Annotated in this window: 22 protein-coding genes and 1 tRNA gene; 12 read left to right on the top strand and 11 right to left on the bottom strand. The window is 60.9% G+C overall.

Features of this window, described 5'->3' with window-relative positions; genetic code table 11:
- Positions 1 to 30: 30 nt before the first annotated feature.
- Positions 31 to 402: a YMGG-like glycine zipper-containing protein gene (locus IEV88_RS02705; RefSeq protein ID WP_188159747.1), complete on the bottom strand. Its 372-nt coding sequence runs from the start codon at positions 400 to 402 to the stop codon at positions 31 to 33.
- A 166-nt stretch (positions 403 to 568) separates the two neighbouring features.
- Between IEV88_RS02705 and yaaA the strand changes: the two genes are divergently transcribed.
- The 4 genes from yaaA to IEV88_RS02685 all read left to right on the top strand — a co-directional run bounded on the left by yaaA (position 569) and on the right by IEV88_RS02685 (position 3,814).
- Entirely contained in the window at positions 569 to 1,369 is an 801-nt protein-coding gene (gene yaaA / locus IEV88_RS02700; RefSeq protein ID WP_188159746.1) for a peroxide stress protein YaaA, read from the top strand.
- A gap of 96 nt (positions 1,370 to 1,465) precedes the next feature.
- Positions 1,466 to 2,254, top strand: coding sequence for a 3-hydroxybutyrate dehydrogenase (locus tag IEV88_RS02695; RefSeq protein WP_188159745.1), 789 nt, complete (start codon positions 1,466 to 1,468; stop codon positions 2,252 to 2,254).
- Positions 2,255 to 3,319 (top strand): patatin-like phospholipase family protein, encoded by a 1,065-nt coding sequence (locus IEV88_RS02690; RefSeq protein ID WP_188159744.1) that lies wholly within the window; start codon positions 2,255 to 2,257, stop codon positions 3,317 to 3,319.
- 87 nt (positions 3,320 to 3,406) lie between these two features.
- Positions 3,407 to 3,814: a hypothetical protein gene (locus IEV88_RS02685; protein WP_188159743.1), complete on the top strand. Its 408-nt coding sequence runs from the start codon at positions 3,407 to 3,409 to the stop codon at positions 3,812 to 3,814.
- Positions 3,815 to 3,831: 17 nt separating this feature from the next.
- Here the strand turns inward: IEV88_RS02685 and IEV88_RS02680 are convergent, their stop codons facing one another.
- Complete coding sequence (locus tag IEV88_RS02680) at positions 3,832 to 4,569, bottom strand: SOS response-associated peptidase (protein ID WP_188159742.1); 738 nt, start codon at positions 4,567 to 4,569, stop codon at positions 3,832 to 3,834.
- A gap of 21 nt (positions 4,570 to 4,590) precedes the next feature.
- Between IEV88_RS02680 and IEV88_RS02675 the strand changes: the two genes are divergently transcribed.
- The 3 genes from IEV88_RS02675 (at position 4,591) to acs (ending at position 7,987) form a co-directional block, all read left to right on the top strand.
- Positions 4,591 to 5,019: an NUDIX hydrolase gene (locus tag IEV88_RS02675; RefSeq protein ID WP_188159741.1), complete on the top strand. Its 429-nt coding sequence runs from the start codon at positions 4,591 to 4,593 to the stop codon at positions 5,017 to 5,019.
- Positions 5,016 to 5,585: a hypothetical protein gene (locus tag IEV88_RS02670; RefSeq protein ID WP_188159740.1), complete on the top strand. Its 570-nt coding sequence runs from the start codon at positions 5,016 to 5,018 to the stop codon at positions 5,583 to 5,585. Before IEV88_RS02675 ends, IEV88_RS02670 begins: the two co-directional genes overlap by 4 nt.
- 461 nt (positions 5,586 to 6,046) lie before the next feature.
- Positions 6,047 to 7,987 (top strand): acetate--CoA ligase, encoded by a 1,941-nt coding sequence (gene acs, locus IEV88_RS02665; protein ID WP_188159739.1) that lies wholly within the window; start codon positions 6,047 to 6,049, stop codon positions 7,985 to 7,987.
- A gap of 11 nt (positions 7,988 to 7,998) precedes the next feature.
- On the opposite strand, the gene IEV88_RS02660 is transcribed toward acs, so the two are convergent.
- The 3 genes from IEV88_RS02660 to IEV88_RS02650 form a co-directional block, all read right to left on the bottom strand.
- Positions 7,999 to 8,400 (bottom strand): metallopeptidase family protein, encoded by a 402-nt coding sequence (locus IEV88_RS02660; protein WP_188159738.1) that lies wholly within the window; start codon positions 8,398 to 8,400, stop codon positions 7,999 to 8,001.
- A gap of 63 nt (positions 8,401 to 8,463) precedes the next feature.
- The gene (locus IEV88_RS02655; RefSeq protein ID WP_188159737.1) at positions 8,464 to 9,936 is read right to left on the bottom strand and encodes a UdgX family uracil-DNA binding protein; all 1,473 of its coding nucleotides are present in this window, start codon (positions 9,934 to 9,936) and stop codon (positions 8,464 to 8,466) included.
- Positions 9,933 to 11,171 (bottom strand): putative DNA modification/repair radical SAM protein, encoded by a 1,239-nt coding sequence (locus IEV88_RS02650; RefSeq protein WP_188159736.1) that lies wholly within the window; start codon positions 11,169 to 11,171, stop codon positions 9,933 to 9,935. The genes IEV88_RS02655 and IEV88_RS02650 overlap by 4 nt, the downstream gene beginning before the upstream one ends.
- Before the next feature lie 107 nt (positions 11,172 to 11,278).
- Here IEV88_RS02650 and IEV88_RS02645 point away from each other — a divergent pair, with 107 nt between their 5' ends.
- The gene (locus tag IEV88_RS02645; RefSeq protein ID WP_188159735.1) at positions 11,279 to 11,560 is read left to right on the top strand and encodes an acylphosphatase; all 282 of its coding nucleotides are present in this window, start codon (positions 11,279 to 11,281) and stop codon (positions 11,558 to 11,560) included.
- A gap of 98 nt (positions 11,561 to 11,658) precedes the next feature.
- Here IEV88_RS02645 and IEV88_RS02640 read toward each other — a convergent pair.
- The 6 genes from IEV88_RS02640 to IEV88_RS02615 all read right to left on the bottom strand — a co-directional run bounded on the left by IEV88_RS02640 (position 11,659) and on the right by IEV88_RS02615 (position 17,589).
- Positions 11,659 to 11,734: transfer RNA gene (locus IEV88_RS02640), tRNA-Val, on the bottom strand.
- 146 nt (positions 11,735 to 11,880) lie between these two features.
- Positions 11,881 to 12,153 (bottom strand): HU family DNA-binding protein, encoded by a 273-nt coding sequence (locus IEV88_RS02635; protein ID WP_155137434.1) that lies wholly within the window; start codon positions 12,151 to 12,153, stop codon positions 11,881 to 11,883.
- A 152-nt stretch (positions 12,154 to 12,305) separates the two neighbouring features.
- On the bottom strand, positions 12,306 to 12,638 hold the full coding sequence (locus IEV88_RS02630) for a chorismate mutase (protein WP_188159734.1): 333 nt from the start codon (positions 12,636 to 12,638) through the stop codon (positions 12,306 to 12,308).
- A 125-nt stretch (positions 12,639 to 12,763) separates the two neighbouring features.
- Entirely contained in the window at positions 12,764 to 15,169 is a 2,406-nt protein-coding gene (gene lon / locus IEV88_RS02625; protein ID WP_188159733.1) for an endopeptidase La, read from the bottom strand.
- A gap of 322 nt (positions 15,170 to 15,491) precedes the next feature.
- Positions 15,492 to 16,784, bottom strand: a complete 1,293-nt coding sequence (clpX, locus tag IEV88_RS02620; RefSeq protein WP_188159732.1) for an ATP-dependent Clp protease ATP-binding subunit ClpX — start codon at positions 16,782 to 16,784, stop codon at positions 15,492 to 15,494.
- Positions 16,785 to 16,959: 175 nt separating this feature from the next.
- Positions 16,960 to 17,589, bottom strand: a complete 630-nt coding sequence (locus IEV88_RS02615; protein WP_188159731.1) for an ATP-dependent Clp protease proteolytic subunit — start codon at positions 17,587 to 17,589, stop codon at positions 16,960 to 16,962.
- A 237-nt stretch (positions 17,590 to 17,826) separates the two neighbouring features.
- Here IEV88_RS02615 and IEV88_RS02610 point away from each other — a divergent pair, with 237 nt between their 5' ends.
- From IEV88_RS02610 to ychF, 4 genes are all read left to right on the top strand, one after another.
- The gene (locus IEV88_RS02610) at positions 17,827 to 18,381 is read left to right on the top strand and encodes a lipocalin family protein (RefSeq protein WP_188159730.1); all 555 of its coding nucleotides are present in this window, start codon (positions 17,827 to 17,829) and stop codon (positions 18,379 to 18,381) included.
- A gap of 328 nt (positions 18,382 to 18,709) precedes the next feature.
- Positions 18,710 to 19,381 (top strand): 50S ribosomal protein L25/general stress protein Ctc, encoded by a 672-nt coding sequence (locus tag IEV88_RS02605; protein WP_188159729.1) that lies wholly within the window; start codon positions 18,710 to 18,712, stop codon positions 19,379 to 19,381.
- Between the two features lie 137 nt (positions 19,382 to 19,518).
- Positions 19,519 to 20,271 (top strand): aminoacyl-tRNA hydrolase, encoded by a 753-nt coding sequence (gene pth / locus IEV88_RS02600; protein WP_188159728.1) that lies wholly within the window; start codon positions 19,519 to 19,521, stop codon positions 20,269 to 20,271.
- A gap of 18 nt (positions 20,272 to 20,289) precedes the next feature.
- Positions 20,290 to 21,387, top strand: a complete 1,098-nt coding sequence (ychF, locus tag IEV88_RS02595) for a redox-regulated ATPase YchF (protein WP_188159727.1) — start codon at positions 20,290 to 20,292, stop codon at positions 21,385 to 21,387.
- Positions 21,388 to 21,397: the final 10 nt, after the last annotated feature.

Here is a 21,397-nt window from a genome sequence, read left to right as displayed (position 1 = left end):
CGAGGGGCAAACTATTCCAGAGGGATTGGTTTAATAACTGCGCAGCTGGCCGTTCTCGTAATAGGTCCGGCCGGTCTGCTGGTCGACATAGTAATAGCGGCCGGAAGAATCCTCGTAGTAGAGCGGGCGACCGGAGGCATCGCGGCGCTGCGGCGCGGCCTGCTGCTGGGCCCGGTCCTGCTCGCGGCCGACCATGGCGCCACCGGCACCACCGACAGCCGCCCCGATTGCCGCCCCGGTCTGGGCGTCCCCATCACCGGTATTATTGCCGATAACGCCACCGGCGACGGCGCCTGCGGCGGCCCCCATGGCGGCATTGCGCTCGATATTGCCGGTCTGCGTGCAGGCAGCTGCCATGAGGGCGATAGCGCCGGCACCGGCGAGTAATTTGATCCTGGTCATGATATCCTCCTTCGCGGAAACGGACCGCAATTGGTCGATGTTAACCAAACAGCCAGACCGCGCCCCGGTTCCCGCATCAAGAAAATGCCTTATTTGCGCCGGTGACGGCCCGCCTTCGACCGTCAGAAGGGGTGACAAATCCGGCGGCGCGGCTATCTATGGCATCATGATTATTCTGCTCTCACCCGCCAAGAATCTCGATTTCTCCCCCGCCCCCGATAGCCTCGAGGCAACAAAGCCGGTGCTGTCGAAAGACACCAACGCGCTCGCCTCGGTCACCCGCGACCTGACCCGGGCCGACCTGTCCCGCCTGATGGGCATTTCCGACAAGCTCGCCGACCTGAATTACGAGCGCTTCCAGGCGTTCAGGACCCGCGGCAAGCCGGCCGAGGCCAAGCAGGCGGCGCTGGCCTTCAACGGCGATGTCTATCAGGGTCTTGAGGCCGAAACCCTGACGAAGAAAGACCTCGACTACGCCCAGACCCATCTGCGTATCCTGTCGGGCCTGTACGGCATCCTGCGCCCGCTCGACGTGATCCAGCCCTATCGCCTCGAAATGGGCACCAGGCTCGCCAATCCGCGCGGCGAGACCCTCTATGATTTCTGGGGCGACAGGATCGCGAAGGAAATCAACAAGGCCCTGAAAGGCCAAGAGAACCAGGTCATCCTCAACCTCGCCTCCAACGAATATTTCAAGGCGGTCGACACAGCCGCCCTGAAGGCACCGGTGATCACGCCGCACTTCAAGGAAGAGAAGGACGGCACCGCGCGCATGCTGATGTTCTACGCCAAGCGCGCCCGCGGGATGATGGCAAAATGGGCGATCGAGAACCGGGTCGACACCATCGAGGGCCTGAAAGACTTCAATGTCGACGGCTATTCCTTCCGCAAATCGGCTTCGGGCGGGGACAGCTGGCTGTTCGCCCGCCCTCAGCCGGCGCCGAAAGGCGCCAGCAAGGCCGCCTGATCGCGCCCCTTTGACGGGAATCTCACACGCCTCCCTTGGCCTGATGCTGCAATGCACCTAAATTCCCCTCACGGGATTCAAGCATTGGAGAGCATCATGGAAGACCTCAAAGGCAAGACAGCAATCATCACCGGCTCCACTTCGGGCATCGGCCTGCAATTCGCGCACGGGCTGGCCTCGAAAGGCGTCAATATCATGCTCAACGGCTTTGGCGATGCCGGCGAGATCGAGACGGCGCGCAAGGAGATCGAGGAGCAATATGGCGTGAAGGCCGCCTATAACGGTGCCGACATGACGAAGCCGGACCAGATCGCCGAGCTGATCAAGGAAACCAAATCGGCCTTCGGCTCCCTCGATATCCTCATCAACAATGCCGGCATCCAGAAGGTCTCGCCGATCGAGGACTTCCCCGACGACAAATGGGACGCGATCATCGCGATCAACCTGTCCTCGTCCTTCCACACCATCAAGCATGCCGTGCCGATCATGAAGCAACAGGGCAGCGGCCGCATCATCAACCTTGCCTCCGTACACGGACTGGTCGCTTCGCCGTACAAGTCGGCTTACGTGGCGGCCAAGCACGGCGTCATCGGCCTGACCAAGACCGTGGCGCTGGAAGTGGCCGAGCACGGCATCACCTGCAACGCCATCTGTCCCGGCTATGTCGAGACCCCGCTGGTCCAGAACCAGATCGCCGACACGGCCAAGGCCCGCGGCATGACCGAGGAGGAAGTGAAGAACAACGTGATGCTGGAAGCCCAGCCAAGCAAGGAGTTCATCACTTATGCACAGCTCAACGGCCTTTTGTTCTATCTCTGCTCCGATGCCGGCGGCGGCGCCAATGGGGCGTCGTTCAATATCGATGGCGGCTGGGTCGCCAAGTAGATGCCAGGTAGCAAGGCAGATCAGCCAGAGCGCAAACTGATCGACCTCGCCCTCCAGGGCGGCGGCTCCCACGGGGCCTTCTCCTGGGGCGTTCTCGATTACCTGCTCGAGGATGACCGGATCGATTTTGCCGGCATCACGGCGGCGAGCGCCGGCGCCATGAACGCCGCCGTCATGTGCTATGGCCTCGCCAAGGGTGGCCCCGACGCCGCGCGCAAGGAACTCGCCCGGTTCTGGTACGAGATCAGCCAGATCAACAGCCATATGGGCATCTTTTCCAACCCGCTGCTCGACCATGTCCCGGAAATGCAGCGGATGACGGACTGGCTGTCCTTCACGATGATGGAATCATTCGTACACGCCATCTCGCCCTATCAGTTCAACCCGCTGAAGATTAATCCGCTGCGCGATATCCTGACCGATATCGTCGATTTCGAGGTCCTGCAGAACTGCAAGATGAGCCGGCTCTACGTCTCGGCCACCAATGTGCGCACCGGCCGGGTGAAGGTGTTCCAGACGCAGGAGGTCACCGCTGACGCGATCATGGCGTCGGCCTGCCTGCCCTATCTCTATCAGGCCGTGGAGATCGGCGGTGAAGCCTATTGGGATGGCGGCTTTTCCGGCAACCCGCCACTGTTTCCGCTATTCTACGACCGGGCGACGCGCGACCTTCTGGTCGTGCATATCAATCCGATCCGCCGCGAGGAAGTCCCCCGGACCGCGACCGAGATCAACAACCGCATCAACGAGATATCCTTCAACTCGTCGCTGCTAAAGGAGATGCGCGCCGTCGCCTTCGTCCAGCGCCTCCTCAACGACGACATGCTGAAGGATGAATATCGTGACCGCTACTCCAACATTCTGTTCCACTCGATCCGCGCCGACAAGGTGCTGCGCGACCTCTCCATCGCGTCCAAATACAACACCAACTGGCATTTCTTCGAGGATTTGAAACTGCGCGGCCGCGAGACGGCGAAGCTGTGGCTCAACCAGTCCTATGACCGGATCGGCCATGAATCGACTGTCGATCTGCATACGGAGTTTTTAGATAATCCATCTATTTAAGGCGGAAAATTCGAAATCTGCATATTGACGATTCAGTATTTTTAGTTTCTCTATTTGTAGTGACTATGAATATTCAGGGAGGGATTGATGTTCAATAAAATTCTTGAAAGTCTATTTCCAGCAATTCCGACCTTCGACGAATTTGCGGATGAGGTTATTCTTACCGCCATGAAAGGTGCACCATTACTAGCCTTAAAGAAGTTGGACCTATTTAAACGCAGAGCTTTGAACGCTGATGGTCATGACAAAGGCACCACCGGCAGAGTATATCTGCTCGAGGCAATTTTAAACGCCATAAATAGTGGAAAATATGGGGTGAGCGAACCTTTATTACTCGCGAAATCAGCATTTAATTCCGAGGGTGCCGACTACTCAATCGAAAACGATGTTATCCGGGAGCTAGAGTTGTTTTTGGAGGAAGACTGGGAAGGCCCATTAGTTTCGGGTGACACCAAAACGGGTAAATGGTTGCTCAGCTTCAAGAGCAAAAGATAACTCTACAACCGTAACCACTAAAACAAATCAAACTGCTGCGGCTCCTCGGGCGCCTCTTCCACCTCAACCTCCGCCAGCAGACCGGCATGGTCATTGGCGACATTCCCGACATCGCGGCTGACAGGATGCGGCGTCCATAGCGGCGGATCACGGTCCAGCCAGCGGCCATAGAGCTTCATGTCGCGCTCATCGGCGTGCAGCCAGTCATCCCAGCCCTCAGGCGGAATGATCACCGGCTCGCGGTGATGGATCGCCTCGATCGACGGGCCTGCCGCGCGGGTAATCATGCAGGCGGTCTCGACCTCGCTCCCGTCCGGCCCCTGCCACAGCTCCCACAGCCCGGCGAACGCGACGAGGCCCGGCTCCCCGAGATCGACGCGATAGGGCTGCTTGACCTTGCCGCTGCGCTGCCACTCATAAAACCCGTCGGCGATGACGAGGCAGCGGCGGCGGCGATAGGCATTCTTGAATGACGCTTTTTCATGCACGGTCTCGCCCCGGGCATTGACGAACGGCCCGGCCCCGCCGCCCCCCGCCCCGCCAAAGGTCGGCTCCTTGGCCCAGTCCGGGATGAACCCCCATTGCACCATGGCGACCTCCCGCTTCGGGGCATAGGTCAGCGGGTCCTGGCGCACGATCAGGATCGGCTGGCCGGGCGAGATATTGTAGCGCGGCGGCGGCGCCACGTCGGGCTTCACGCCGAAGGCGGCCTCGATCGCGTCACTGTCCGACAGGAGAAAGTAGCGTCCACACATGCAATCAGCTATAGCGCCCTCATGAGTGAAAATCGACCGATCATCGCCGCTGTCGGTGCCGTTGTGTTCAAGGGCTCCGACGTCCTCGTCGTCAGGCGCGGCCGCCCGCCCCTGCAAGGCCACTGGTCCATTCCCGGCGGCAAGCTCGACTATGGCGAGCCCCTCGCCGATGCCGTCGCCCGCGAAGTCAGGGAAGAGACCGGCTGCGAGATCAGGGTCATCGGCCTGATCGACGTGTTCGAAGCGCGCCCGCAAAGGATCGGCGAGGCCCATTACCTGCTGATCGACTATGTCGCCGAATGGGTCTCCGGCGATCCCCTGCCTGCCGACGACGCCGACGAGGCGGAATTCGTGCCCTTCGCCGAGGCCCTGTCCCGCCTCGCCTGGGACCAGACCCGCACTGCCCTGCAAAAAGCCAAACTTGCCCTGAAGAAAGCCCGCGAAACATGATCAGACTTCTCCCCCTCCTCTGCATTCTGCTGCTGCCCGCCTGCGACGGGCAATCCGTCGCGCGCTCGGAATTCATGGGCCGCCTCTCCCAGCTCTGCGGCAAGGCCTATGAAGGCACCATCGTCAGCACCGATCCGCAGGATGACGACTGGCGCGCCGAGCGCATCATCATGCATGTGCGCGACTGCAACGATGACGAAATCCGTATCCCGCTTTATGTCGGCGAGGATGCCTCGCGCACCTGGATCCTGCACGACGAAGGCGGCAGGCTCGCCCTGCGCCATGACCACCGCCACGAGGACGGCACGCCCGACGCCATCACCATGTATGGCGGCGCGGCGACGGATGACGGCAATAGCGGCTCGCGCCAGAACTTCCCCGCCGACGAGGCAACAAAAGAGATCTTCGACCGCGAGGGCATTCCGGAGTCGAAGCAGAACATCTGGGCGATCGAGGTCCGGCCCGTTTCCAACCTGTTCGCCTATGAAATGGCCCGCCCGGGCCGCTATTTCCGCATCGAATTCGACACGTCAACGCCCGTCGACCCCCCTGCAGCGGCCGATTGATGGTCCTTAAAAATATTTATCCCCGCGCCTGCCGGCCCGCCTATTCTCCTCCCCAAGCCGGGTGAGGACCCGGTGGAGGCGCTGATCGCAATGTGTAACCTGCACGGAGCATCAGCGCATCAGGTTTCGGAAGGCCGAAGGTTACGGTGAGTAACTGGCGAGGGTGTGCACAGCTTTGCATCGTCCTTTCGAACGGCGTCCCACGGTAGCCCGTGGGCGGGAGAGCTATGCAATTTGGCCCCGCATCGAACGCCGCCGTGCATGGCGAGAGCTATGCCAGTCATTTTATTATTTCAAAGGCGATGGCCGCCATGCACGGGCCCCCTCGTTTATGGAACACCGCAGACATTGTCTGGCGGTGACCGCTGCATTTGCGACTGACACTTTCCGCTCGACACCCCTTGCCCGGCAACTAGTTTCTTTCAATAACACCTCACAAGGAATCCCGGAGGAGACGAGACATGTCGCAAGAGAAGATCACTGCCGCCAGCCTGCCCCCGGCAAAGTCCGGCTATGCCCCCGCCGACTACGACGCCGACTATCACCGCTCCATCGACGAGCCGCAGGCGTTCTGGGCCGAGCAGGCGGGCCGCCTCGACTGGATCAAGGCGCCGACCAGGATCAGCGACGTTTCCTGGGACAAGGACGACATGCATATCAAATGGTACGAGGATGGCGTCCTCAACGCCTGCTACAATTGCGTCGACAGGCACCTCGCCACCCGCGGCGACGAGACGGCAATCATCTTCGAGGGCGACGACCCGTCCGTTTCAGAGCACATCACCTATAACCAGCTCCACGGCCACGTTTCCCGCTTCGCCAATACGCTGAAGGCCCGAAACGTCAAGAAGGGCGACCGCGTCATCATCTACATGCCGATGATCCCGCAAGCGGCCTATGCCATGCTCGCCTGTGCCCGCATCGGCGCGGTGCATTCGGTCGTCTTTGGCGGGTTCTCACCAGAGGCGCTTGCCTCGCGCATCATCGATTGCGGCGCCACCGCGCTGATCACCGCCGATGAAGGCCTGCGCGGCGGCAAGAAAGTGCCGCTGAAAAAGAATGTCGATGCGGCGCTGGCCAAAAAGGGTGTCGACCTGCGCACCGTCCTTGTCTGGCGCCATACCGGTATCGACATCGAGCTGGAAGGCTCGCGCGATCATATCCTCAACGACGTCCTGATGGATGTGCACCCGGACTGCCCGCCGGAACCGATGAACGCCGAAGACCCGCTATTCATTCTGTACACGTCAGGCTCGACCGGAAAACCCAAGGGCGTCCTCCATACGACCGGCGGCTACATGGTCTACGCATCGCTGACCCATGAAAAGGTCTTCGACTATCAGCCGGGCGAAGTGTTCTGGTGCACCGCCGATGTCGGCTGGATCACGGGGCATTCCTATATCGTGTACGGGCCGCTGGCCAATGGCGCAACGACCCTGATGTTCGAAGGCGTGCCGACTTATCCCGATGCCGGCCGCTGCTGGGAAGTGGTCGACAAGCACAATGTCTCGATCTTCTACACCGCCCCCACCGCGATCCGTGCCCTGATGCGCGAGGGCGATGAATGGGTGACGAAGCATGACCGCTCGTCCCTGCGTCTGCTCGGCACGGTCGGCGAGCCGATCAACCCGGAAGCGTGGATGTGGTACTACAATGTCGTGGGCGATGCCCGCTGCGCGGTGGTCGACACCTGGTGGCAGACCGAGACCGGCGGTATCCTCATTACCGCCCTGCCCGGCGTCACCGATCTCAAGCCCGGCTCGGCGACGAAACCGTTTTTCGGCATCAAGCCGGCCCTGGTCGACAATGAGGGCAATTTCATCGAAGGCGCAGCGGATGGCAATCTCGTCCTCACCGGCTCCTGGCCCGGCCAGATGCGCACCGTCTATGGCGACCACGACCGTTTCGTCGAAACCTATTTCTCGACCTATCCCGGCCTGTACTTTACCGGCGACGGCGCCAGGCGCGACGAGGATGGCTATTACTGGATCACCGGCCGCGTCGATGACGTCTTGAACATTTCCGGCCACCGCATGGGCACGGCCGAGATCGAAAGCGCCCTCGTCGCCCACAAGGCCGTGGCAGAGGCTGCGGTCGTCGGCTATCCGCACGACATCAAGGGTCAGGGCATCTATGCCTATGTCATCCTCAAGCATGGCAAGAAAGAAAGCGAAGATCTGGTCAAGGAGCTGGTTGCGCAGGTGCGCGAGGAAATCGGCGCTATCGCCAAGCCGGACCATATCCACATCACGCCGGGCCTGCCGAAGACACGCTCTGGCAAGATCATGCGCCGTATCCTGAGGAAAATCGCCGAGAACGATTACGGCGCGCTGGGCGACACGTCGACGCTCGCCGATCCGGGTATCGTTGACACGCTGATCGAGAATCGCAAGAACAGATAGGCGATGCAGACTTAGTCCATCTCTTCGCCATCGGCCTCGTCCTCAAGGGCGTGCATGTCGTCGTCGGACAGGCCGAAATGGTGGCCGATCTCGTGGATCAGCACATGCTCGATGATGTGTTCGAGCGTGTCGCTGGAATGGCGCGCCATGTTGAGGATCGGCTTGCGATAGAGGAAAATCATGTCGTTCTGCACGTTCAGGTCCCACAGGCTTTTGCGGGTCACGTCGACACCGTGATAGAGGCCGAGCAAGTTGAACGCGTCCGGGATATCGAGATCGGCCAGCACTTCAGGCTCGGCGAAATCCTCGACGCGGATGGTGATGTCGTCGGCAAGCTTGCGGAACGGTGTCGGCAGGCGGCCATAGGCCTCCATGGCGATATGATAGAAATCCTCGTGGTTTGGTTCGCGCATATAATGCCCCTGACTGGTCTTCGGCACCATATAGGGTTTTTCCAGGAGGATTGAAGTCTTTGGTCAGGGCACCGCCACGGGCGCTGACGGCCGCGCGCCGGCCCTTGCAGCCCTGCCAAGCAGGCGGGAAATACGGCCAAGATCGCCGACAAAGGCATCATAGGCGGCGGCCTGGTCCGCGTCGGGCAGACGCAGAAGATAGGACGGGTGGACGGTGATCGCGACCTGAACCGCGCCATAGGTCCAGAGCGACTGGCGCAGCTCCCGCATCGGCCTGCGCGTCTCGAGCACGCTATAGGCGGCCGTCGCGCCGAGCAGCAGGATCAGTTGCGGCTGGACGATCGCGATCTCGCGCCGCACCCAGTCGCGGCACTGGCTGATCTCGCCGGCGGTCGGGCGCTGGTGGATGCGCCGCTTGCCGCGCAGGGAATATTTGAAGTGCTTGACCGCATTGGTCACATAGACTTCGCGCCGGTCGATACCGGCCTCGCCCAGCGCCTTGTCGAGCAGCTGGCCCGCCGGGCCGACGAAAGGCCGGCCGCGCAGATCTTCCTCGTCGCCGGGCTGCTCGCCGATGATCATCAGCCGGGCATCGAGCGGCCCCTCGCCGTTAACCGCTTGCGTGGCGCACTCGCCGATCGCGCACGCACGGCAACGGGCAAGTTGGCGATGCAATGCCCCCATCGGCGGCAGCCCGCTGTCTTCATCCAGCGCCCGCTTCTCGCGCCACTTGTCCGTCTGCGGATTGGGCACCGACGGCCCCGCCGCCTGCATCGCGGTAACACGGGCCTGTGCCCCGGCGATGAGATCGGGGATCAACGCCGCTTCCGGCAGGTTCTTCCAGTATTTCTTCGGCATTTCGGAGGTCATGGCGTTTACCTTGACCCGGGCCGGGTTGAAGATGGAGGCATAATAGGCCTTCCACTGGTCCTCGACCGCATCCTCGGCCGGCACGCTGTCCCGCGTCGCGCCGGGCCCGAATATGAGCGTCCTGCCATCCCACGCCACACTACGCCGGGGCGTGTAGATCGCCCAGTCCATATTGGCGAAGCGGCGCATGAAGAATGGCGCGGTCAGTTCGACGATATGATGGTCAGGCTCGAACCATGCTGCAAAGCGCTCCCGCCCCGCCTCCATGCCAATGTCACGAAAACGAACGAAGGCCTTCATCTTGTGGCAGTCGCGACTGACCGACTTGATCAGCTTGTGCAGCTCAACCGTGTCGGCATCGCCCGGATTGGAAAGTAATCCCCGCTCCCGCTGTAGCCGCCATGCTATCCGGTAGAGGAAGGTAAAGCGGGTCGGATCGGAATGACAAATTGCTCTTTTCAGGAGATCGGGAAAGATCTTGGGCACGCTGACCTTGAAGCTGCCGATTTCTTCCGGTGGCAAGCCGCTGCCGAACAGATCGCCATCCGGCATGCCCGGTGCGGTCCAGATTGCCTGGTCGGGCGGTATGTCATGGGAACAAAGCAGCCGCGCTTTTTCCCGCCACTCGCCGGCATCATTGGGACTGTCGAGGGGCACCCGGATCATAACAGCGACAACTGCTCCGGTGCCGGGGCGAGCCGGGCGCGCAGGTCGGCGGCATCGAGCATGCCGCCCGGCGTCCAGTCGCCGGTCACGATGAAGGGCGCGATCTTGCGGACCGACTGCACCAGCCGCGACAGGTCGGCATATCGAAGGCGGCCATGGCGGCGCGCGGCGATAATGCGATTGACCGCCTTCACGCCGAGGCCCGGCACGCGCAGCAACGTCTCCCGGTCTGCGCGGTTGATATCGACCGGGAACCGGTCCCGCGCCGCCAGCGCCCAGGCGAGTTTCGGATCGATATCGAGGTCGAGCATCGGCCTGTGCGGCCCGGCGATCTCGTCGATCTCGAAGCCATAGAACCGCATCAGCCAGTCGGCCTGGTAGAGCCGGTGCTCGCGGATCAAAGGGGTCTTGACCGGCGGCAGGTGCGCGGAGGTATCCGGTATCGGGCTGTAGGCAGAATAATAGACCCGCCTCAGCCCATAACCGGCGTAGAGGCTGGAACTGGTCCTGAGGATATCGCCATCGCTGGCGGCATCAGCGCCGACGATCATCTGGGTCGACTGGCCTGCCGGGCTCGCCGCCTTCACCCGGCGCTTGAGCGCGGTCTTGGCCTTGTCCGCCTCGTCATCGAGATGGGTGCGCATATGCGCCATGGCCGAGCGGATTTCGGTGCCGGATTTCTCCGGCGCAAAGCGGTCGATCGACTGGTCCTTGGGCAGTTCGATATTGATCGACACCCGGTCGGCGAACTTTGCCGCCTCAAGCCGCAATATCGGGTCGGCATTGGGGATGGTCTTGAGATGGATATAGCCCTGGAACAGATGCTCCTCGCGCAGGGTGCGCACGACCTCGATCATCTGCTCCATGGTGTAATCGGCATTGCGGATGACGCCGGACGACAGGAACAGCCCCTCGATATAGTTGCGCTTGTAGAAGTCGAGGGTCAGCCGCACGATCTCCTGCGGAGAGAAACGCGCCCGCTCGACATTGCTGCTGACGCGGTTGATGCAATAGCTGCAGTCATAGATGCAGAAATTGGTCATCAGAATCTTGAGCAGCGAGATACAGCGCCCGTCCGGCGCATAGGCATGGCAGATGCCCATCCCCTCGGTCGAGCCGATCCCGCCCGATTGCAGGGAATTTCGCTTGGCACTGCCCGACGAGGCGCAGGAGGCATCATACTTCGCCGCGTCCGCCAGGATCTTCAGCTTGTCGATGATCGTCTGTGCCGCCATGTCCGCACTCCTCTGCCGCCGGAAGGGCAGGATGGAACAAATACAGAACAAACACAATCCGTCGGGGTGCGGCGGAATGATCCGCCTGCGACCGCTGTCAGTACATCATGAGCCCCGATACGAAAACCGTTTCAGCGAGGATTACCGGCAAGGTTCAAGGCGTCTCCTTTCGCGCCTGGACGCGCCAGCAGGCCCAATCGCGTGCATTATCGGGCTGGGTCAGGAACGAGGCTGACGGCTCTGTCAGCGCGGTCTTCAGCGGCTCGGCCCGAATGATCGACGAAGTGATCGTATTGCTGCAGGACGGCCCGCAAGCGGCCCGGGTCGAGGGTGTGGAAATACAGGCCGCCACCGAGCCTGAAGATATCGGATTCGGGATCGTCGGGTGATCGGCGCATGCCTACTGGCAAAGGCCCCTGTCGGGGCATTCCGCTTAAAAGCGGTTTGCGGGATCGATTTTTCCTGCTTCCGTCAGAGCAACCGGGAATGGTGGGCGATGACAGGCTCGAACTGCCGACATCTTCGGTGTAAACGAAGCGCTCTACCAACTGAGCTAATCGCCCCCATTGATGACAACCGCGAAGGCTGTCCGGGTCGTGTCGTCGTCAGAAACAACAACGCTCACCATTGCTGGTGAGCGTCGTGCTATAGCGCGGGGCGGCGTCCGGATCAAGCGGACAATCGCGCACGCGCGGCAAAAAAATCGCGCCTAGTTCAGGGCGTCTTTCAGACCCTTGCCAGCGGAGAATTTCGGCTGGATGGAGGCCGGGATCTTGATCGTTTCGCCGGTGCGCGGGTTGCGGCCGTCACGGGCAGCACGCTTTGCAGCGGAGAATGTGCCGAAGCCGACGAGGCGGACATCGTCGCCCTTCTTCAGGGTCTCGGTGATCGCGTCGAATACGGCATCTACGGCACGGCCGGCATCGGCTTTCGTCATGCCGGACAGGTCTGCTACCCGATCGATAAACTCGTTCTTATTCATTGGCCTCCCCTTTCTATGGTGGCTTGAGTGGTAGAATAGAAGCTCCACTACTATGGGCCGCGGGGCACCGCCGTCAAATGCTGAACGTCCTGCAACGCAGCATTCATGCGGGTTTCAGGCTAGTTCATTGCTTTTGCTGGATAAATAAAGCCTCACGCGCGGTGTGTGCGCCAGGCATTTTCTTCGTGCTCGATGCACTGTTCGATCAAAACGCGCCAAACCGGCTCGGCGATTCGTTCCGAAAGCCCCAGAATCCGGGCTTCGGCGAGCACTTTGGCGACCACATCCTCGATCCGCCAGGGCACCCGGACGTCCTCAATCCCAGGCTTTATGCGGGCCGCAGCCTCCATATAGCCCTGCCGGCGGACAAGCATCGCGACCAGTTCGCGGTCGAGGGCATCGACCCCTGCCCTGACCTCTTCCATGGTCTGGCAATCTTCCGGGTCAAGGGGCTTTGTCGGGGTGTCGGATACGCTCTGGCTCATGATTTCAGGCCATAGAGGAAGCAGGCCAAATCGGCAAGAGAGCCGATTGGCACATCGCCGGCCGGGGGCCTTTCACGACAAAAAAACCGGCCCCGAAGGGCCGGTTCAATTGTCGGTAGTTGCGACTAATGGGTGACGACGACGGGGCCGGGCTCATCCGGCTCGCCCGCAGGCGTTGCCGGCTTCATCGGCTCTTCCTCTTCGTTCCACTCGATCGGCGTCAGCTTGCCCCTCAGGGCATAGCCGAGAACCTCATCGACGGTCTTCACCGGGATGATCTCCAGCGCCTTCTTGACGTTGTCCGGAATGTCGGCGAGATCCTTCTCGTTTTCCTCCGGGATCAGCACGGTCGTCACTCCGGCCCTGAGAGCCGCGAGCAGTTTCTCCTTGAGCCCGCCAATGGCGAGGACGCGGCCGCGCAGGGAAATCTCACCGGTCATGGCGATATCCTTGCGGATCGGAATCCCGGTCAGCACCGAGACGATGGCGGTCGCCATCGCAACACCGGCGGACGGACCATCCTTCGGCGTTGCACCCTCCGGCACGTGGATGTGAATGTCGGTCTTGTCGAACACCGGCGGCTTGATACCGAAGACTGTCGAGCGCGAGCGCACCCAGGATGCCGCCGCCGAGACGGATTCCTTCATCACTTCCTTCAAATTGCCGGTCGGGGTCATGCGGCCCTTGCCCGGCATCTTTACCGCCTCGATCTTGAGGATGTCACCGCCGACAGACGTCCAGGCAAGCCCGGTCACCACGCCGATAAGGTCATCGCCGTCGATCTCGCCATAGCGGTATTTCTGGACCCCGGCATAATCGCCGAGATTTGCGCCACTGACCTCGACGGTTTCGCTCTTGCCCTGCTCGAATTCCCGCACGGCCTTGCGGACCAGATTGGCAATCTCGCGCTCAAGGTTCCGCACGCCCGCCTCGCGGGTATAGTAGCGGATCAGGCCAATGAGACCGTCGTCGGTGATATGCCACTCGCCTTCCCTGATGCCGTGGTTTTCCAGTTGTTTCGGGATCAGGTGACGGCGGGCGATCTCGAGTTTCTCGTCCTCCGTATACCCCGGAATGCGGATGATCTCCATCCGGTCCAGAAGCGGCTGCGGCATGTTCAGCGAGTTGGCGGTCGTCACGAACATGACGTCCGACAGGTCATAATCGACCTCGAGATAATGGTCGGAGAAGGTGTTGTTCTGCTCCGGGTCGAGCACTTCGAGCAGCGCCGATGCGGGGTCGCCACGGAAGTCGCGGCCCATCTTGTCGATCTCGTCCAACAGGAAGAGCGGGTTCGTCTTCTTGGCCTTTTTCATCGACTGGATGATCTTGCCCGGCATGGAGCCAATATAGGTCCGGCGGTGACCACGGATCTCGGACTCATCGCGCACCCCGCCCAGGGAGACGCGGACGAATTCACGCCCCGTCGCCTTGGCGATGGACTTGCCAAGCGAGGTCTTGCCGACGCCCGGCGGGCCGACGAGGCACAGGATCGGGCCTTTCAGCTTGTTGGTGCGTTTCTGGACCGCGAGATATTCGAGGATGCGCTCCTTGACCTTTTCAAGACCATAATGATCCGTATCCAGCACTTCCTCGGCAGCATCGAGGTCCTTCTTGACCTTTGCTTTCGTGCCCCACGGGATCGACAGCATCCAGTCGAGGTAATTGCGCACAACCGTCGATTCCGCCGACATGGGCGACATCTGGCGCAGCTTTTTCAGCTCTGCTTCAGCCTTGGTGCGGGCTTCCTTGGACAGTTTTGTCTTCTCGATGCGCTCTTCCAGCTCGGACAGCTCGTCACGGCCTTCATCGGTCTCGCCAAGCTCCTTCTGGATCGCCTTCATCTGCTCATTGAGGTAATATTCGCGCTGGGTCTTCTCCATCTGCCGCTTGACGCGGTTGCGGATCTTCTTCTCGACCTGCAGCACGCTCATCTCCCCTTCCATCAGGGAATAGACGGCCTCAAGGCGCTCCGTGACCGGAATGATTTCCAGCAGTTCCTGCTTTTCAGACAGCTTGATGTTGAGGTGCGAGGCGACAGTGTCGGCCAGTTTCGATGGTTCCTGGATCTGCGTGACGGAGACGATCACGTCCGGCTGGACGCGCTTGTTCAGCTTCACATAGGATTCGAATTGGGCGTTGACCGAGCGGGCCAGCGCCTCGATCTCGGCACTTTCGCTCTCGTCCTCGGCAAGGGCCTCGGCTTCGGCCTCAAAAAATTCTTCGCGACCGGTATAGCCGGTGATCTTTGCGCGGGTGCCGCCTTCGACCAGCACCTTCACAGTGCCATCGGGCAGCTTCAGTAGTTGCAGCACCTTGGCGACAACGCCGATCTCGTAGATGTTGTCGGCCTTCGGATCGTCATCGGTCGCGTCTTTCTGCGCGACCAGCAGGATTTCCTTATCGGATTGCATGACGTTTTCGAGGGCACGGACAGATTTTTCCCGGCCGACGAAAAGCGGCACGATCATGTGGGGGAAGACCACAATGTCGCGCAACGGCAATACGGGATAAGTCTTGGATTCAGACATGAATTACTCCTTACGGCAGTCGGTGCCGGGCCTTCTTCGAAGCGCTACCGGCAGTGTGCTAAGCGTCGCACCGCTTGCAAACGGTATTTCTACATTATGTGGAAACATCGTGCCGGGAAACCAGCCGTCAGTGACTGAAATGGCACGCTTGCGGTTCGACTTTAATGGAAATGGCGACTGACGGGCACATTTCAAGAACTGCGACAGCGGCCAGGGCGCTTCCAAACGAATTTGTGACCGGTAGCCGGCCATGAAGCAAAAAACCGGGCCCGCCTTCTGATATCGCCGGCCCGGCCTTTTTGACGAATACCGCGAGGCAAGCTTATGCCGAGGCGTCCACTTCCTTGGAGTCGCGGGAATTCTTGGAATAGATGTAAAGCGGCTGGGCATTGCCGTAGACCACCTCGCCATTGATCATCACTTCCTCGACTCCTTCCAGGGTCGGCAGGTCGAACATGGTGTCGAGCAGGATGCCTTCCATGATCGAGCGCAGGCCACGGGCCCCGGTCTTGCGGGCAATCGCCCGTTTTGCGATCGCCTTCAGGGCGTCTTCGGAGAAAGCGAGCTTGACGTCTTCCATCTCGAAAAGACGCTGATACTGCTTGACCAGAGCGTTTTTCGGCGTGGTCAGGATCTTGATCAGGGCTTCCTCATCGAGGTCTTCCAGCGTCGCGATGACCGGCAGACGACCGACGAATTCCGGGATCAGCCCGAATTTCAGCAGATCTTCCGGCTCTACCTCGCGCAGGATCGCACCGATGCGGCGCTCGTCGATTTCCTTGACCTGGGCACCGAAGCCGATCGAGGCCCCTGCCCCGCGCCCGGCGATGACCTTATCGAGGCCGGCAAAGGCGCCACCAACGATGAACAGGATGTTGGTGGTATCGACCTGCAGGAATTCCTGCTGCGGATGCTTGCGCCCGCCCTGCGGCGGCACGGAGGCAACGGTGCCCTCCATGATCTTCAGCAGCGCCTGCTGCACGCCCTCACCCGACACGTCGCGGGTGATGGACGGATTATCGGACTTGCGCGAGATCTTGTCGATCTCGTCGATATAGACGATGCCGCGCTGGGCCCGCTCGACATTGTAATCGGCAGACTGCAGCAGCTTCAGGACGATGTTCTCGACATCCTCGCCGACATAGCCGGCCTCGGTCAGGGTCGTCGCATCGGCCATGGTGAAGGGCACATCGAGAATCCGCGCCAGCGTCTGCGCCAGCAGCGTCTTGCCCGATCCGGTCGGACCGACCAGCATGATGTTGGATTTGGCCAGTTCCACGTCATTGTTCTTGCTGGCGTGGTTCAGGCGCTTGTAATGGTTGTGCACAGCAACCGCCAGCACGCGCTTGGCGTGCGCCTGGCCGATCACGTAATCATCGAGCACGTTGTGGATATGCTGCGGGGACGGGACACCGTCGCCGGACTTGACCAGCGAGGACTTTGACTCCTCCCGGATGATATCCATGCAGAGCTCGACGCATTCGTCGCAGATAAAGACTGTCGGGCCGGCAATGAGTTTACGGACCTCATGCTGGCTTTTCCCGCAGAACGAGCAATACAGGGTGTTTTTATTGTCGCCGTTACCGCCGGAACTTTTGCCGCCAACTTTGCTCACAGGCTACTCCTTTGCCGGTCTTTCTAGAAAATGGTCAGTGTCACAAAATCTGCATGATTAGTGCCACTCACGCAATACGTACCGGCTATTTTCAATCTTACTCATCAATATAAGGTTTAAAGCGGCGGGAATTTGTCACACTGGACATACCCCGCCATTTTTCGCCTTTTCCCGCCTACTCGCTGGATGCGGGCTGCTCGCGCCGGTCGAGGACCTTGTCGATCAGGCCAAAATCCTTGGCCTCCTGCGGGGTCATAAAGTGGTCACGGTCGAGCGTGCGTTCAATAGTCTCGTAGTCCTGACCGGTATGTTCCACATAAATTTCGTTCAGGCGGCGCTTCGTCTCGAGAATATCCTTGGCGTGACGCTCGATATCGGAAGCCTGGCCCTGGAAGCCGGCAGATGGCTGGTGGACCATGATGCGGCTGTTCGGCAGCGAGAAGCGCATGTCCTTTGCGCCGGCGCACAGCAGGAGCGATCCGGCGGATGCGGCAAGGCCGATGCACATGGTCGAAACGGCCGGACGGATGTAGCGCATGGTGTCATACATGGCGAGCGCGGCCGTGACCGAACCGCCTGGCGAGTTGATGTAGAAATTGATGTCTTTCTTCGGGTTCTCCGCTTCCAGGAACAGCAGCTGGGCAACAATCAGGGTCGATACCTGGTCATGCACCGGGCCGGACAGGAAAATGATGTTTTCTTTCAGAAGCCGCGAATAGATGTCGTAGGACCGCTCGCCGCGGCTCGTTTGCTCCACCACCATTGGTACGAGCGTGTTCATGTAAATGTCATGAGGGTCTTTCATCGGGAGGCTCCGGGAATATGGCCGCAGGATAGCGGCTTTCTAGAAATGATCTGTCTTTATCGAGATGCGTTGGTTAAGGCTTTGCAAACGTCCTGCCAGCTCACGCCATAAGACTTTCCACAGAAATAAGCGGCTTTGGACGTAGTCTCAACCCCGCTCTGGCACGTCACCGGGTGTAAGGGCTCGCCACGGGGCCGGCAAACCCTATTTTCTTGCTGTGTAAAAGGAGATTTCGCGATGCGCACCCTCATTCTCTTTCTTGCCGCGACCGCGTTGCTGTCGGCCTGTAACCGGCCACCGGTGAACCGCGCGGGTGAGGCACCACCGCAAACCGAGGCCTCGGTCGATCTGAACCGCTATCAGGGGCTATGGTATGAAATCGCCCGCTTTCCCAATTCCTTCGAGGAAGGCTGCGAGGGCGTGACCGCCGCGTACGCCCTCCGCGAGGATGGCAAGGTCGATGTCACCAATACCTGCCGCCAGGGCACCGTTGACGGGCCCGAAGAGATCGCTCAAGGCATTGCCCGTGTCGTCGACGGCAGCTCGAATTCGAAACTGAAGGTCAAGTTCGCCCCGGCCTGGGTACCGTTCGCGTCGGGCGACTACTGGATCCTCTATCTCGACCCGGCATATGAGACAGTGCTTGTTGGCTCGCCGGACGGGCGGTATCTGTGGATTCTCGCCCGCACGCCGCAGATCAGCGCGCTAAAGCTGGAGGAAATGCGCACAGCCGCCAGCCAGCGCGGTTACGACACTGCTGCGTTGCGCATGACGGAACAGCCGCCCGCCTGACACAGCTTGGGCACACTGAAGAGGCAGAGGCCCTGCGCGCCGCCATCAACAGGCAGCTGCAGGCCGCCCGAGCCCGGCAGCAAACGGGGAGAGCCGGTCCCCGCGAGCGCTCAACCGGCGTCCGGGCCGTGGCCGCGACGCCCTCGCCGGCAGCCGGATTTCCGGGCCGATTCAGGCGTGATTCAGGGCGTTTGCAGTGTTGCCAACAAGGCGGCTCGCGTGTATAGAGCGCGCTCGATTTATTTCTTGCCTGCCGCGAACGGAAAGTGGCCGCCCAGCCGGGCGGCCTTGTTTCTGGTACGGAGGGCGCTTTAAAAGGATTAGACCAATGTCTGATGATGTAGCTGTTTTGACTTGTGAATTGCGCCAGCGTGCTGGCACCGGTGGCTCGCGGGCCGTTCGCCGCGATGGCTGGGTCCCTGCGATCCTGTATGGCGGCGACAAGGAGCCTGCGAACATCAAGCTGCGCTATAACGAAGTGCTGAAAGCCTACAACACGGGCAAGCTGATCTCCGTCCTGTCGAAGATCGTCGTCGATGGCAAGGAACAATCCGTTATCGGCCGTGCGATCCAGGTTGACCCGGTCAAGGACCTGCCGCTGCATGTCGACCTGATGCGCGTTTCCGAGAAGACCCGTATCAATGTCGAAGTGCCGATGCACTTCCTCAACCAGGAAACCTGCCCGGGCCTGAAAGCAGGCGGCGTTCTCAATATCGTCCGCCACACGGTCGAGGTTATCGCGCCGGCAACTTCCATCCCCGAAGCGCTGGAAGCAGACCTTGCCGCCGGCGGTTACGAAGTCGGCGATTCGATCCACATTTCCGCCGTCACCCTGCCGGAAGGCGTCGAGTTGACGATCACCGACCGTGATTTCACCATCGCCACCATTTCCGCCCCGTCCTCGATGAGGTCGCAGGCAGACGCGGACGCTGAAGAGGCCATCGCCGCTGACGAAGTCGCGGTCGTCGGCGAAGAGGAAGACGGCGACAAGGAGGAATAGGCTCTGGCCTGTTCCCAGCCGGGTCGGCATATTGCCACCATCTCTTGCCTTGCGGCCTGAAATGACCGAACACAGAAAAGCAGGCCGCAGGGTCTGCTTTTTTGATATCCGCCTCTTGAGAGCTGAGGAATAATGCGATGCTGCTGATCGTCGGGCTTGGCAATCCGGAAGACAAATATGCGGGCAACCGGCACAATATCGGCTTCATGATCGCCGATGCCATTGCCGCGCGTTACAACTTCCCCCCTGCCCGCACGAAGTTCTCCGGGCTCGTCACCGAAGGTCTGCTCGATGGCCATGGCGAGCGCATCAAGGCGCTGATCCTGAAACCGCAGACCTTTTACAACGACTCAGGCCGCGCCGTGCGCGAGGCCGCGCAATTCTACAAGATCGAGCCGGAGGACATTGTCGTCTTCCATGACGAGCTTGACCTTGCGCCCGCAAAGCTGCGCATGAAGACCGGCGGCGGCACCGCCGGCAATAACGGGCTGAAATCGATCACCGCGCATCTGGACGGGGATTTCCGCCGCGCCCGGGTCGGCATCGGCCATCCTGGCGACAAGAACCGTGTGCTGCATTACGTGCTCGGTGATTTTTCCAAGGCCGAGCGGAACGACTGGGTCGACGACATGATCGACGCCTGCGCCGACGCCGCGCCGCTCCTGGGCGCGCGCAATGATGCCGATGCCCGCTTCATGTCGCGCGTCGCTCTGCGATTGAACCCGCCAAGGAAGACCGGCGGGGCAGAGACGCACCAAGCAGACAGATCGCCGGCAGGCATGGATGCGACGGCCAACGCCGCCAGCACGCCGTCTCGTCAGCCTGACGGCAAACAGAAAAAACCGGCCGGCCCCTTTGACAAGCTCAAGGGCCTGTTCGGATCGGAATGACAACAAGGACGAAAGACCATGGGTTTCAAATGCGGTATCGTCGGCCTGCCCAATGTCGGCAAGTCGACACTCTTCAATGCACTGACAAAAACGGCTGCAGCGCAGGCGGAAAACTATCCGTTCTGCACGATCGAGCCGAATGTCGGCGATGTCGCGATCCCCGAGCCGCGCCTGTTCAAGCTGGCCGAGATCGCCAAATCAGCCGAGGTCATCCCCTCGCGCATGCAGTTCGTCGACATTGCCGGGCTGGTCAAGGGTGCGAGCCAGGGCGAAGGCCTCGGCAACCAGTTCCTCGCCACTATCCGCGAGGTCGATGCCGTCGCCTATGTGCTGCGCTGTTTCGAGGATGACGACATCACCCACGTCTCGGGCCGCATCAACCCGATCGAGGATTTCGAGATCGTCGAAACCGAGCTGATGCTCGCCGACCTCGAAAGCCTCGAGAAGCGCCTGCCCGCGCTGGAGAAGAAAGCGAAGGGTCAGGACAAGGATGCCAAGGCCGCCATCGTGCTCGTCGAGAAGGCGCTGGAAGCCCTGCGCGAAGGGCGCCCGGCCCGCTCGGTCGCGATCGACGCAGACGATCGCAAGGCGTGGAAGGGCCTGCAGCTGCTGACCCAGAAGCCGGTCCTGTTCGTTGCCAATGTCGATGAGGACTCGGCGGCTAACGGCAACGACTTGTCCCGCCAGGTCGAGGCTCGCGCCGCCGAGGAGAGCGCCAAGACAGTGGTCATCTCCGCCCGGATCGAAGCGGAACTCGCCCAGCTCGACGATGATGAGCAGGCGGAATATCTGGCGACGCTGGGCCTCGAGGAACCGGGCCTGAACCGGATGATCCGCACCGGCTATGACCTGCTGCATCTGCAGACCTATTTCACCGCAGGACCGAAAGAGGCCCGTGCCTGGACAATTCCCGTCGGCGCGACAGCGCCGAAGGCCGCCGGGGTGATCCATACCGATTTCGAGAAGGGCTTCATCCGGGCAGAGACGATCGCCTATGACGACTACGTCGCCAATAATGGCGAGGCTGGCGCAAAGGAAGCGGGCAAGCTGCGCCTCGAAGGCAAGGAATATATAGTGCAGGACGGCGATGTCATGCATTTCCGCTTCGCCAACTAGGGCCGCCAGA

Source organism: Aquisalinus flavus (assembly GCF_014640095.1).
Taxonomy (GTDB): domain Bacteria; phylum Pseudomonadota; class Alphaproteobacteria; order Caulobacterales; family Parvularculaceae; genus Aquisalinus; species Aquisalinus flavus.
The sequence above is the reverse complement of the archived record's forward strand: the minus strand, read 5'-3'. Positions and strand labels throughout refer to the sequence as shown.